At 46.5% G+C, this 14,096-nt stretch carries 12 protein-coding genes; 8 read left to right on the top strand and 4 right to left on the bottom strand.

Annotated features, from left to right (window positions below; all coding sequences use genetic code 11):
• Nucleotides 1-5: 5 nt before the first annotated feature.
• From ABXT59_RS09960 to flgA, 4 genes are all read right to left on the bottom strand, one after another.
• Complete coding sequence (locus ABXT59_RS09960; RefSeq protein WP_443635965.1) at nt 6-473, bottom strand: DUF2802 domain-containing protein; 468 nt, start codon at nt 471-473, stop codon at nt 6-8.
• A gap of 43 nt (nt 474-516) precedes the next feature.
• Nucleotides 517-987 (bottom strand): flagellar export chaperone FlgN, encoded by a 471-nt coding sequence (gene flgN / locus ABXT59_RS09955; RefSeq protein ID WP_443635964.1) that lies wholly within the window; start codon nt 985-987, stop codon nt 517-519.
• Nucleotides 988-994: 7 nt separating this feature from the next.
• Nucleotides 995-1,345, bottom strand: coding sequence for a flagellar biosynthesis anti-sigma factor FlgM (gene flgM / locus ABXT59_RS09950; RefSeq protein ID WP_443635963.1), 351 nt, complete (start codon nt 1,343-1,345; stop codon nt 995-997).
• A gap of 129 nt (nt 1,346-1,474) precedes the next feature.
• Nucleotides 1,475-2,593: a flagellar basal body P-ring formation chaperone FlgA gene (gene flgA, locus ABXT59_RS09945; protein ID WP_443635962.1), complete on the bottom strand. Its 1,119-nt coding sequence runs from the start codon at nt 2,591-2,593 to the stop codon at nt 1,475-1,477.
• 121 nt (nt 2,594-2,714) lie between these two features.
• On the opposite strand from flgA, the gene flgB reads away from it, so the two are divergent.
• The 8 genes from flgB (at nt 2,715) to flgL (ending at nt 14,086) form a co-directional block, all read left to right on the top strand.
• A complete protein-coding gene (gene flgB, locus ABXT59_RS09940; RefSeq protein ID WP_443635961.1) occupies nt 2,715-3,107 on the top strand; it encodes a flagellar basal body rod protein FlgB in 393 nt (130 codons plus the stop codon).
• A gap of 44 nt (nt 3,108-3,151) precedes the next feature.
• Nucleotides 3,152-3,565 carry a flagellar basal body rod protein FlgC gene (gene flgC / locus ABXT59_RS09935; RefSeq protein WP_443635960.1) on the top strand — a complete coding sequence of 138 codons (414 nt, stop codon included), beginning with the start codon at nt 3,152-3,154 and terminating at the stop codon, nt 3,563-3,565.
• Between the two features lie 86 nt (nt 3,566-3,651).
• Nucleotides 3,652-4,326 carry a flagellar hook assembly protein FlgD gene (locus ABXT59_RS09930; RefSeq protein ID WP_443635959.1) on the top strand — a complete coding sequence of 225 codons (675 nt, stop codon included), beginning with the start codon at nt 3,652-3,654 and terminating at the stop codon, nt 4,324-4,326.
• A gap of 76 nt (nt 4,327-4,402) precedes the next feature.
• The gene (locus ABXT59_RS09925; protein WP_443635958.1) at nt 4,403-8,200 is read left to right on the top strand and encodes a flagellar hook-basal body complex protein; all 3,798 of its coding nucleotides are present in this window, start codon (nt 4,403-4,405) and stop codon (nt 8,198-8,200) included.
• Nucleotides 8,201-8,375: 175 nt separating this feature from the next.
• Nucleotides 8,376-9,512 carry a flagellar basal body P-ring protein FlgI gene (locus ABXT59_RS09920; RefSeq protein WP_443635957.1) on the top strand — a complete coding sequence of 379 codons (1,137 nt, stop codon included), beginning with the start codon at nt 8,376-8,378 and terminating at the stop codon, nt 9,510-9,512.
• A 33-nt stretch (nt 9,513-9,545) separates the two neighbouring features.
• Entirely contained in the window at nt 9,546-10,049 is a 504-nt protein-coding gene (locus ABXT59_RS09915; protein WP_443635956.1) for a rod-binding protein, read from the top strand.
• A 46-nt stretch (nt 10,050-10,095) separates the two neighbouring features.
• Nucleotides 10,096-13,137, top strand: a complete 3,042-nt coding sequence (gene flgK / locus ABXT59_RS09910; RefSeq protein ID WP_443635955.1) for a flagellar hook-associated protein FlgK — start codon at nt 10,096-10,098, stop codon at nt 13,135-13,137.
• Nucleotides 13,138-13,159: 22 nt separating this feature from the next.
• Nucleotides 13,160-14,086, top strand: coding sequence for a flagellar hook-associated protein FlgL (gene flgL, locus ABXT59_RS09905; protein WP_443635954.1), 927 nt, complete (start codon nt 13,160-13,162; stop codon nt 14,084-14,086).
• The last annotated feature ends 10 nt before the right edge of the window (nt 14,087-14,096 follow it).

The following is a 14,096-nucleotide window of genomic DNA, read 5'->3' as shown; positions in this document are numbered from 1 at the left end:
AACACTTACTGGTGAAGATCTAATATGAGGTTAACTTCGCCTTCAGTGAGGCCACAGATATGTTGGATTTTTTCCCCAGACATGCCTTCTTTGGCCATGCGGATGGCATGTTCATAATTACTTTGACTGGGTAGATCCGTAGACAACGCACTACTTGGGCTGGGTTGGTCCTTGATGCGATTGAGTTGCTGACTGTTAGACTCTATTAACGTGTAGATATCTTGTAATACTTGGTCCATACGCTGCTGGCGTTGAGCACCTAAAAACTGTAATTTTTCGAGTTTATTATAATCCTCTTGCTGTTCGATAAGCTGGTGGCCTAGGTCTGTTAGGCGTTGCTGCAGCTTTTGGCTTCCTTGGCGCTCAAATAAAAGCGCCGTTAAGCTGGTCACAAATGCCAGCAGGCTGAGCACCATGAGTATTAAAAAGATGGGCAATTGAGGGTCATTAACTAGAGAGGTGAAAACGGCCATAAATACGATCTGCTGTGTCAATATATGTGGGGTGAGTATATCACTAAGCTTTGTCGAGGCTGCGGCCTATATTAGATTTGAAAGCGTTACCTAAGCTATTGTACAGATTGGTACTGGTCACAGGACTGCTAAGCTCTAATGTTTCTAAGGCTTTACTGATGGATTCTAGTTTAGTGCGCATGTAATAGTCACTGGTACGGTGAGTTTTGTTACAGGCCTCCAAAATATCTAACAATTGTTGCCATTGTGTCTGTTGCGAAGGGGTTAGATGCTGGCTAAAGTTTTTGTCTTCTTGGTCGATGCTTGCCTTGGTACAAAACTGATTGCGGAGCGCGTCAAATAGCTGAATGGTTTGTACGTCATGTTGCTTGCGGACTTGTAGTTCTTGAAAGGCCTGCAAATCACTATTTTTAAGGTAGTCAAATTCTAGGTCAAGGGTACTCTGCAACTGCTGCGCGTCGCTAATGGCCTGTTTCAAATGACCATCAAATTCCTCTAATAACTCTGGCAGCAAGGGTAAGTTATCCTTGGATTAGTTTTTCTAAACTAGTCATTTTTTCCGCAATACGAGCCGTATCGACAGGGAACTCTCCATTCTCTAGGGCCTGTTTAATGCGGTCGACCTTTTTTTGGTCAATGTCACTAACCCCTTTACTTGCCTGGGTCATGCGCACCAACGTTTGTGATTCTGGTGTGAACTTAGCCTGATCTGCGCCTTGACTAGGCGCAGTCTTGGCTTGATCTGTTGCACGCTGAGTTTGGCTCGCTTGGCTTTGTTGATGAACATCTTGAGTTTTTTGAGCAGGTTTAGCTTGAGCACTATTTGTCCTGCTAGCTGCAACTCCTTGATTGTGATTGCTAATATCATTCATATTTGACCTCTGAACTAATCTAATTGACGACTGCCCGATAAGTATCGACAGATTCAGCAAAAACTTAACGTCAAAATAGCACTTATTTTAAATAAAATCTAATTATTACTAAAGCCCAGTATTTTCAACTTAACGACTGAGCTCTACTTGGCCTTTAGCAATCACTAAACCCTCCTTTACCAAGCCACTAGGAGATAACTTGACTTTAATTTTATCACCCAAACCGCCATTAGACAAAGCTTGGCCTTTGTTGGTGATTTGGTAGTTGTCTAAATTAATTTGCAAGCTCACCTGGCTGCCCTTAACGACTAGATAGGCTTTGCGCAACATATCTTTGGTAAGCGGGGTTTGGCTCGCAATATAGCGCTTCGTAACCCAGCCCACTAGGGCTTCTTTTTGGCTAAATGCTATTTGCCTGAGACTGTGTTCAGGCACCCATGCCAGAGCCAGATCTTGGGCGATCAGCTCTCTTCCCCTTGACAATGCTTGGTTGCTAATCACCACCAATTGTTGACCTTCTATGTCATTTTTATCCAGTAGCTTGCCAGTTTTAATGTATCGTTTTGCGATTTTACCAATTAACTGGACTCTACTGGAGACCGCACTGGGGCTTGCAGTCTGGACAGGTTCTTTGCTTGACGTTAGGTGTTTTAGAGCGATGACTTGGCCCTGGGGAATGTCTTCTGCCGCGCGCCATAAAGTTTGTAAGTTGTTCATGTCTTCTGGGCTTAGCCAATCGCCTTTATTTAAACGGCGCTTAACTTGCTGCCCAATAGGATTAGTCTCGCTGCCCATAAAATTGCTTTGGTTGCCGGTGTAGGTCACTAAGGCGATGTGTTTGGCAGCGATAGTGCCCTGTTCCTCAATGGGACTCACTAAGCGCCAGGCCTTAATGTTGGTTTGCACATTAATCGACAAATACAAGGACCAACTGGTTTTGTCATGGGTCTTTTCACACACCACTTTTACAGTCTTTTGGTTATTAAACGGCAGCGTCACTTGCAGGGGCGTGGTACAGAGGGCATACCGACTGCGCTCATCCAGTGGTTTAGTGCTCGCATTACTGCCTAACTCTTGTTGAGAAAATTGGCTAACGGCTTGGTAAATGGCCTCATGGGCATGCCATGGTGCAGCTTGAGAGCTGAGGGAAATGAGCCATAGACAGGCCATTAATAATAGCCACTTGAACTGAATTAGTCCTGCGGCAAGGCCTTGCCACTTGTCAAAAATAGGGGGTATTTTTTTCATAATATAATTTCTAACTTAATGAAATTTAAACGTTTTTTAAGTTTGGCATAATCTTTGCTTTAGTGAGTGTGTAGCAGGCAATTATAAGCCTCTAAACAGATAACAAAAGTAGCGAGCGATTATGAGTATTTTACAAAACCCACTAGGCATTCACGGCACCGCTTTAAAACTGCGGGAACAGCGCACGTCAGTCATTGCATCCAACATTGCCAACGTAGATACACCTAACTATAAGGCCCGCGATATCGATTTTAGCAGCGTAATGGCCACAACCCAAAGCAATAGCATGCGCACTAGCCACGCTCGCCACATTGGCGTCACTAATTATCAGGCCCTCCAAGGCGACAGCATGGTTAAGTACCGCTTGCCCAACAGTGCCTCGTTAGATGGCAACACTGTTGAAATTAACACAGAAAACAGTTTGTTTACAGAAAACTCACTGCGTTACCAAGCAACAAACACTTTTTTGAATAGTAAAATTAAAGGCGTCATGAGCGCTTTACGAGGCGAATAAGCCTCGCTTAGCTCACTCATCATAACCGTATAGAGGACAACCCCATGTCAATGTTAACAGCCTTAAAAATATCTAGTTCTGCCATGACCGCGCAAATGACGCGTTTGAATACCACCGCCAGTAACTTGGCCAATATGGACGTTGTGGGTTCCACCGCAGATGGCGCTTACAAGGCCAAAAAACCCATTTTTAAGACGATGATAGAAAATTACACCAGCGATAATTTTGAAGCCAGCGTGAAAGTTAATGGCATCCACGTGAGTGATCGACCCAATGCGAAGAGTTACGACCCTTCAAATCCGGCAGCTAATGACGATGGTTTTGTATTTATGTCTAACGTCAATTCTATTGAAGAAATGGTTGACATGACGAATGCCTCACGCTCCTACCAAACCAACGTAGAAGTAATGAACGCGACCAAAAAAATGATGATGAGTACGTTGCAGCTGGGTAAGTAATAATTTACCCAACTTAGCCAACGTTAGCTGAGCAAGCTGAGCAAATAAGTCAGCTAAGCCAGGTAAGTAAGTTATGTAAGGAGGAAATGATGACCGCATCTATTAGCTCGATCCCGGAAAACTTTCGAAGTTTCGAATCGACCCAACAGAAAGAAATTAAACGCACCTCGGTGCTAGGGCAGGAGGACTTTTTGAAGTTACTCACCACCCAATTACAGCACCAAGACCCCATGGAACCCATGGAAAATGGTGAGTTTATGGGCCAGATGGCACAGTTTTCTACGGTCAGTGGGATCACCGAAATGGGTGAGTCCATCGATGGCCTAGTGAGCATCTATCAGGGTCAACAAATGAGTGCCAATGCCGCCATGATTGGTAAAAAAGCTTTGGTTGATGGCAACTGGGCGCAATTGGAAGGTGGGAAATTGGCAGGTGCCATAGACCTCACCACAGCGGCGAACGACCTGCGCATTGATGTTAAGTCTGAAGCGGGTGAAGTCATGGCCAGTATAGGCCTAGGCTCAAAGATGGCAGGCACACAAGAATTTTCCTGGGATGGCATCAAGAGTGATGGCACCGCTGCGCCAGAAGGTAAATATTACCTGAGTGCAAGTGCTGTTCGGGATGGTCAGACAACTGTGCCACCTATGCAGGTGTATGGCACAGTAAACAGTGTTCAACTCAAGGGCAATGAGGTCACTCTCAATGTCTCTGGGCAAGGTAATGTCAGTTTTAATAGTGTTAAACGTATCAGCCAGTAGGTTGTTAGCGTTACTTAATGTCAGTATTTAATAGTAATTAATAGTAATTAATAGTAACTAAAAAGGGGATCGACTAATGTCATTCTATACTTCACTAACAGGCCTAAACGCGGCGCAAGCCCAACTAGGCATCACATCAAACAACGTCTCCAACGTAGGTACAGTGGGTTTTAAGAAATCCCGTGCAGAGTTTGGTGACATATTTGCCACCTCACCCTTGGAGAACGCGTCTAGCGCCATCGGTCAGGGTGTACTTTTGAAGAAAGTAAACCAGCAGTTTAGTCAGGGTAACATTGAGTTCTCCACTAACTCCTTGGACTTGGCCATTTCGGGCCAGGGTTTCTTTGCCTTGAAACCCAGTCAGACTTCAAACCAAACCGTTTACACACGAGCAGGTTCGTTCAGTGTTAACAACGACCGGTATGTAGTTGACTCCTCGGGTCAGTACCTACAAACCTTCCCGGTGAACGATGACGGCTCGGTAATTGCCACAGGTTTAGGTTCTGCTAAGTCTTTGCAGTTACCTTCTACTGCCGGTTTGCCACAGCCCTCTTCACAGATTGAATTGGGTCTAAACCTACCAGCGGGTGCAGTCATAGTGCCAGAAGGTGCTGCCTATACGACTGATAACCCGTACGCTTTTGACCGAAATGACAGTGATACGTTCAACAAGTCAACGTCGATCACGGTCTTTGACTCACTAGGTAACCCGCACATTGCGACGGTTTACTACATAAAAACCAGTTCAGCGACAGAGCTCAACCCCACCAACAAGTGGGACACGAAGATCTTTATCGGTGATAACGAATTGGATCCCTCTATTATTGCAGCGAAAAATGACAAGAGCGAAACCCAGTACATGAATAAGTTTGGGCAAATCAGCACCAATCCTTCGGCTGTAGACCCGACCTTTAACGCAGCTGCTGCGCACCCTTTGTACTTTAATGATGACCAGCAAATTACTGTACCTTCATCTCCTGGCGCCACCACGGGCGGTTACATGACACGTGCTACCGTAGGCCATGACTTTGGTTCTACAGACAGCAATAAAGTGCAAATCGTGCAGCCTACGGCACAAGTTAATACGATTGGCTTGACAGCAGATATAGTTGCCGGTGGCAATATAAAGTTTACAACGGGTGTTCGGGATAGCGATGGTGATCAAGCCAGTTACTCGCAGGAATTTATTACCAGCCATAAGGCTACCCTAGACGCTCTGGTTGCCACGATAAATTTGGGCGAAACTGCATTTAAGGCTGCTCGGGTAGACGGTAAAATTCAGATAACCTCCTACACCAGCGCAGCTTTACCTGCCATCGGTGTTACCGGGCTTACAGCCGCTAGCACTGCCATAGTTACAACCGGTGGCACAAAAGAAGTAGATACCTACGTCCTGAATTCTGCAGTTGGATCTGGAGGAAAAATAGTATTTAACTATGGTGATAAAACCTACACTCATGTCTATAACTCTTCCGGAACAATTGATGATCTTGTAACAGCATTCAACGCTAATGATTTGACGGCGACGATGGCTAAAACCAATGCTACAACCTTCACCATAACTTCCAACACTGGCTCTCACACGCAGATGACTAAAGGCACCGTGACGGGAAGTCTCTCAGATGCTACTACTGCTATTACAGTGACTACTCCAGCAGAAACTACCCCTGGAGTAGGAACGACCGCTTCGGCAAACTGGCTTGAAGAGGGCAGTGCTGATGGTTTTAATGGTAAAAACTTTGTGAGTGTTTCTGTGGACGGTAGTGACTTCGTAACCATCGATATACCCCCAAAACCGGCAGTTGGAACTGTCACCGCAGGTTATACTGGTACCGAGCTTGCTACAGAAATGACACTGCAACTTAACGCTAAGTTTGGTGACGAAAAAAGCTATAAGATGCCTGCATCTATCGCCGATCGAACGATTACCCTAGAGCTGCAAGATTCCAACGGTAACGACATCAACAAGGATTTTGGTCCAGAGATAAAGACCCTTGCCCTAACTACTGGTTCCACTGCAACCAGTAACCAAATAATCAGGGGTGGTGACATAACCATAACTAATTCGGGTACTGATACCAGTGCCTATACCCAAGCATTTGACACTAACCACAGGACCACCATAGATAAGTTGGTTGCACAAATTAATACCGGTGAGGCCAACTACCAAGCCAAGCGTGTTGACGATGGCATCGTATTCACCTCCAAGGTTAAGGCCACTGCACTGCCAACGATGGCAGTATCTGGCGATACTGATGGAACTACTGGCCATACGTTTACCTATACTGGAACGACTGCCGCTGGCACAACCAGTGATTTAACGATTGTTGTTGACGAGCATAACCCAGACGGTACTGAAATGACTCGAGCAGAGTTGGTTGCTAACGTACAAGCTAAGCTTGATAATTTGACCTTTATTGACACAAACAATGTGACTCAAAGCCAGCTACCCCTGACGGTAGGCTATGACATTAGAGCTAGATCGTTAACGTTCACGCCAACAGACGCTACCTATGGCAGTATTAAGGCTTCCTCGCCAAGCACAGTCTCAGCCTTTGGCCTAGACAGTGAAACAGCCACCTTCTCTGCTGTAGGTGATGTCTTTAAGGGTGGCCAAGTCGTGCCGACGGGCCTAGTCGATTTAGATGCGAAGCAACAGCGCACTGGTTTGCTGGTCACTTACAGTAAGGACGCACATAAGTTCACCTTCTCATCAGGAACCACGGGTGAGGCATCCACGATTGTTGTGGGCGTGCCCTCAGGCACCGCTGCCACTGGCGGTACCAGTCACCTGTTGGGCATTGGCGCAACCTACAATACTGAAGTTAAAAATGCAGCGGGCACGGGTCTATCCGCTACTGCTGGTAAAGTAACTGGCAGTAAGGCGGGTGTGGACATTACGGGTACATTCTCTGTGACCACTAATGACAACAGTATCAGTGTGACCATAGACGGCGTTGACGGCACCGTGGTTGTTCCACCTAATCCATACACAGGAGATACATTCGCTACAGCGATCCAGGACCGTATCAATTTAATCCAGCATGCTGATGGTCGTCAGGTGAACAATGTTAAAGTTGCATTTGACCAAGCGAGTCAAACGTTGACAGTAACGTCGGGTACCGTGGGGGCAACGTCTACGGTGAACATCAACGGTCACTCCAACTGGGGTTTTGACACCACGACTCAAGTCCGTGGCACGGTGCCTCAGGTGACAGTTGTAACCCAAGCAACGGATGCTGAGGGTAACCTGTTGTACATTGACCAAGAGGGTAAACAAACAACAGCGAAGCCTGATTCAACACCGCAGTGGACACCCATCTATCTAGACAAGGGTGAGCTGACTTTTGATACCTACGGTAAGCTGATCTCACCTAAAGAGGGTGTGGCTTACTCTCCGTTTGACCCAAGTAACGGTTCTGACTTGTTAACCTTGGGAGTAGACTACGGTAAGTTCTCTACTCAGTTCTCTGCTCCGTTCTCTGTGTTGTCTTTGTCTCAGGATGGATACCCATCTGGCCAGTTAGACGGCTTGGACATTGACTCAGGCGGTGTTGTGCGAGCCAACTATACCAACGGCACTCAGGTGGCCCTCGGTAAGTTAATGATGGCCAACTTTGCTAACCCGAACGGTTTAAAGCAGGTAGGTAACGCCAACTTCAAAGCCACCACCAACTCAGGTGAAGCTGACTTAGGTGAGGCGGGATCGGATGGCTTTGGTGCCATACAAGGTGGTGCCCTAGAGCGAGCCAACGTGGATTTGACGGAAGAGCTAGTGGCCTTAATCACTGCTCAACGTAACTTCCAGGCCAACGCTAAGGCCATTGAGACCTCAAGTAGCTTAACTCAGACGATTATCAATATTAGAGGATAATCTGTTAAGCAAAAAAGCCGCTGCTTAACCCCAGCGGCTTTTTTTGGTCTACCCTTTATCCAGTCTGTTCTCATATTCATTTATGGCCACTCTAGCCAATATGTCCCCTAATGCCTGGGTTAAGTTGATAAATTGGCATTAATATTGCATCAGTTAGAGTAAGAAGGAGAAGTTAATGAAAATTTGCCGTATTTTTACCCTATTGACCGCCATTTTGGTGGCTCAGGTTGCCACTTTTGCGCATGCTGATCGTGTCAAAGACCTCGCTGAAGTTGCGGGTGTGCGTGATAACCAGTTGATTGGTTATGGTTTAGTCGTGGGCCTTAATGGCACAGGTGACGGTAAAATGTCATTTACCAGCCAAAGCATGACATCCATGTTAGCTCGCTTTGGTGTGAATCTGAGTGATACGTTAACGGACTACGATGGCACTAGCACACGTAACTCTTTGGAATTGAAGAACGTAGCTGCAGTGATGATCACAGCCAATTTACCCGCCTTTGCCAAACCGGGCCAACGCATCGATGTGACCATCTCAACCATTGGTGCGTCTACCAGTTTGCGTGGGGGTAGCTTAATCATGTCCCGCCTTTTGGGCGTGGACGGTGAAGTGTATGCCTTGGCCCAAGGGGCCCTTGCCGTAAGTGGCGCAACTGCCGGTGGTGCGGGCACAACAGAAACTGTCAATGTTCCGACAGTGGGTAGGATTCCCTCTGGGGCCACCGTAGAAAAAATGGTTGAAACCCCTTTCTCTACCAGTGAGTACATTGTGCTTAACCTAAAAAATTCTGATTTTACCACCAATCGTCGATTAGCGAACTCGATCAACGATACCTTTGGTCCGGGAACAGCCAGTGCTTTAGACGCTGTTTCCACACGCATTTTAGCGCCTGCAGAAATTAACCAGCGGGTTGCCTTTTTATCGATGATCGAAAACCTGGAAGTGGATCCAGCGTCACCACCAGCCCGAGTTGTGGTGAATTCACGCACGGGTACAGTAGTCATTAGTCGTAACGTAAAAGTAGATGCGGCAGCCGTAACCCATGGCGGTATTACGGTCACAGTGAAAACGGAGAATACGGTGAGTCAGCCCAACGCTCTAGCTGCCAATGGTGTAACAACGCCAGTCGCTAACGCAGAGGTCAGTATAGAAGAAGAAACCAATAACATGTTTTTGTTTACCCCAGGCATAGAGCTGCAAGACATTGTTGACGCGGTTAATGCTGTAGGAGCCTCTCCCAGTGCTTTGGTGTCTATTTTACAGGCCCTCAAACAAAGTGGCAGCCTTCGTGCTGACTTAATTGTTATTTAACCACACAATTTAAACTGCAAAAGAGACCCTCCCATGAGCGTAAACACGACACAGCATGCGAGTAATTATAACGACTTTGAAGGTTTGGCCAACTTGCGTAGCCAAGCTCAGCGCGACCAAAAATCGGCGTTAAATGAAACCGCACAGCAATTTGAAGCCTTATTCATACAGATGATGCTGGCAGAAATGCGTAAATCTATTCCTAAGGAAGGCCTGTTTGACTCTCAAGCCGTGCGCACCTACCAAGACATGGCCGATAAGCAAGTGTCTCTGGATATGGCCAAGCGCGGTGATTTTGGCATAGCCAATGTCATTAAGAAGCAGTTTGAGAGCCAGGGTATGGCCATGCCAGCAGAGCAGCTGTTAAAGCTTCGAAGCGAAAACCAGGCCTTTGATGTGCAATCACTAATATCTGGCATGCCTCTTGCAAGCGGTAAAGGTGCAGGGCTCGAATTGCCAGTTTTTCGGCAGCCAGCCTTTGATATAAAGCGGCAAGATCCTGCCGCCATGCTGCTGAAGACTAATAATGGGCGCTAAAGCCCTTTTAATTAACACCATAGAATATAGGTAACGGAGCTAAGTAATGGCCGATTTATTATCAACAGGTATCTCTGGAGTACGCACTTATCAGCGTGCTTTAGCGACTGTGGGTAATAATATTGCCAACGTAGATACGGAAGGCTATAGCCGGCAACGCTTAGAAATACAAGAGAGCTCTTCTTCCAGTGAAGGCTCCTTAAACATTGGTAACGGTGCCAGGGCCGTGCGCGTGCAGCGCAGTTACGATAGTTTTGTTGTGGAGAACCTGAGAAGTAGTCAGTCACAACTGACTAAACATCAAGCGACCCTCGAATACGTGACTCAATTAGAAAATATTTTAGCGGATAAGCAACTGAGCTTATCGACCTCCTTAGATGGGTTCTTCTCAGCGGTGCAAGAAGTGAGTCTTTCACCATCGTCCGTCGCTGCGCGCCAAAACATGCTTAACGCAGCTGAGTCCACAGTGGCGCAATTTACCTCCGTGGGTACGCAGTTATCTAGCATAGAAGAAAGCTCTTATAGTGATTTAACAGGGCAAGTGAGCGCGCTTAACCAGTTTGCTGATCAACTTGCCAGCATCAACGTCTCCCTAAACCGAGTGAATAGTATCGATAAACAGCCCAATGAACTGCTGGATCAACGGGATACGCTCATTCTAGATATGTCAAAGCTATTGCGCGTTCATGCAGTGGAAAAAAATAATGGTGCGGTAGATATTCACATTGGAGATGTGGCTTCAGGCCAATACCTTGTGCAAGGTAATAAAGGCAGTACCTTAGGCATTGAGCGCAGTGCAACTAACCCAGATAAGGCCGTGCTGATGTTAGATCCTTTCATGAGCCCACAAGCCGTGAGTCAGGTCGTGGGTGGAAGCATTGCTGGTATTTCAGAATTTAGACAGAACTCGTTAACCATTTTGAGAGATGAGCTAGATACCCTAACTCAAGTGTTTGTGGGCCAAGTCAATGATACCCACGCGCTGGGTATTGATGCCCAAGGCAATTTTGGTGGTGATCTGTTTTCTGTAGGTAATATCTATGCAGTGACACCGGGGCTTAATAAAGGCACAGGGTTTGTTACCGTGAGTGCATTGCCCAATGCAAAGATAGAAAGACTGACGATGGATCTGACCTATTCAGACAGTAAAAAATTGTGGACCTTAACCGACACTGTGAGTAAGAAAGCAGTGACTGGGGTTACAGAACTCACTATGGGAGGGGTCAAGGTGACTCTTTCTGGGGTACCAAATGATGCGGATACCTTTAGTTTAACGTCGACTAAACGCCCCATTGATGCAATGCAGGTTTCGGTGACCAAACACTCGAATATTGCATCTGGTGGCGCTGTTTCTGTGACTAGAGCTAGCGCTAATGCTAGCGGTACGCGCATGATCCTAAACGGTTATGTCAAACCTGCAGCTGCAGTGGCTGATACGACTATGGACACTGCATTGCGTAATAATATATCCCAAGTGGCCGCATCCACCCTCACCCCAAGCAATAATCTGGCCTTTGTTATCCCAGCTAATACCCAAAACAGTCAGTTTTATAGCACTGATAGTGGTGGTGCGGCAGCTCTGGAAGTGGATACATACACCATTAGTGGCTCAGGAGTAACAGGTTCTGGTGGTAGTGTTTCATATACCTATGGCGGCACCACCTATACAGCGAACTATAATACTTCCGCAACACAAACTTTGACCGACCTTGCAGCAACGATAAACGCTGGCGCTGCTGGGTCAACGGTGACCGCGGCTGGAACAGGTGCTACGACATTTACAATTACAGCGGATGCCGGAAGTGCGACACAGATGACTAAGGGAACGGTTGGGGGTATCTCTGCGACGAGTGGCACAGCTCTTACCGGCACTGCAGCCGAAACAACTGCTGGAGTGGATAACACTGTACAAATGCAGGTATTTACCCGCGCAGGTAAACAGCTTTATGGCAGTGCTTTAAGTAGCTCTGAGCAAACCTCATTAGTGACCTCTGGCAATGGGTTTAGTAGAAATGCGGCATACGACAGTACCTACAACAACCAGACCGGTAGCAATGCCTACATGGACGCCAACGTCACGGTCACTAATCCTACTTCAGGTGATACACGAGACTACTTCGCCTTGGCGGGAAGTCTTAAAGAAGATCTGTTAGTTTTTGTGACGGGCACAGGTTCTGCAAAAGTCAGTGGCCAGTGGGGCAGTTTGGCCAGTTCTGAAGGTACTGCAGCCACTGCGACTATGACTATTTCTGGCGCTGCAATAAAAGCCACAGATACAATAACTATGACCGTGGGATCAGCGACTTTGGCTCACACATTTGCAGCTACCGCCGATCTAACAACTAGCACTGCTGCCTATGTAGCAGCATGGAATGCGAGCACTGATGCTAACGTGTCACTTTACACAGCGAGTAATTCAGCAGGTGTGATTACCATAACTCAAGACACCCCAACAACAGGAGCTTTAACTGCTTCAGGTTCTGTGGCACGAGTTGGTGGTAGTAGTGATATTTTGGTAGCGACAGCTGCTGCTGCAAGAACAACTGGTGTAGCCCCTGTCGATGTGCGAGAACAGTTACGCCAAAACATTGATGTTCAGTTTGCTGCCGACGCTTCCACATATGTGCTAACCGATACCACCACCAATACCAAGCTTACCAGTGGCACTTTCACTGCTGGTGGAACGATAGAATACAATGGCTGGACGGTTTCTTTTGATGGCGTTTTGCAAGCTAATGACAAATTTAGCGTACGCGGAAATTCCGCTCAAGCAGGCGACAACCGTAACTTGCTTAAAATCATAGACCTACAAGGCAACAAAGACATTTTTAGTGGCCGAGGTGACTTTACCGAAGTGTATACAGACGTCATTGGTGATCTAGGGTACAGCGTAGTGCAGTCAGCTGTAAGCCGAGATGCGCAACAGATTATTTTTGATCAAGCGCAAGCAAAGCGTGACGAAACATCTGCTGTGAGCTTAGATGAGGAAGCAGCTAATCTGCTTAGATTTCAGCAAGCCTACCAGGCTTCTGCGCAGGTCATTAGTACCGCCAGTAAGCTATTTGACACCATACTGGGGATTGGATAATTATGTGTCCTAAGGAAATGAAATGCGTGTAACTCAAGCTGGTTTTTATAACCAAGCCTCTCAGCAAATGCGAGAGCAGCAAGCCAAAGTGTTTGAGACCCAAGCACAGCTATCGTCTGGTAAAAAGTTACTTAAGCCTTCAGATGATCCGGCTTTGGCAACCAAGATTAATAATCTTAAATCGCAGATAGATGTTAACCAACGGTACCTAACTAACCTTAACCGTATGGAAGACACCTTAAAGATGCAGGAGTCAACTGTGGCTGGCTCATTAGAACTAGTGTCACGCATTAAAGAACTCAGTTTACAGGGTGCTAACGACACATACAGTGCTTCAGATCGCAAGACCATGGCCATAGAAGTAAAAGAACTCATTAGAGCATTAGTAGACTTAGGCAACATGCGCGGTACTGATGGCGCTTATTTATTCTCTGGATATAGCCAAGGCCAAGCACCGTTCTCTGAGTCTTCTACAGGTGCAGTGACCTATACGGGGAGCGCAGACTCCCTAAAAGTGATGGTGGACGATGGTCGCAGAATGCAATTAGGCATATCAGGTGCAGATATTTTTGGCAGTGTTGAACATTTAAACACCAGCACAGGTACGACCAGCCGTATTGATTTGTTTGCAAGCTTGAATAATATGCATGAAGCGCTTGTGACTAACGACGGGGATGCTATTCGGAACAACATAGACAAGGTGACCAGTGCGCATGAACACATTATTGCCCAGCAATCTAATATTGGCTCTCGTATGAAACGCCTAGAAACCCTAACTCATGCCGTAGAGGATAAGGATTATACCTACAAAATCCTGCAGTCCAACATGGAAGATTTGAATTACATAGAAGCCGCATCTCGATTAAAAAATCAGTCTCTGGCTTTACAGGCAGGGCAACAAACCTTCACTCAATTGAGTGATTTAAGCTTATTTAAATATATCCGCTAAGCGGAAAACT

Source organism: Candidatus Njordibacter sp. Uisw_058 (assembly GCF_047730065.1).
Taxonomy (GTDB): Bacteria; Pseudomonadota; Gammaproteobacteria; order Pseudomonadales; family Balneatricaceae; genus Njordibacter.
Note: the sequence above shows the minus strand (reverse complement) of the source record. Positions and strands in the feature narration are given on the sequence as shown.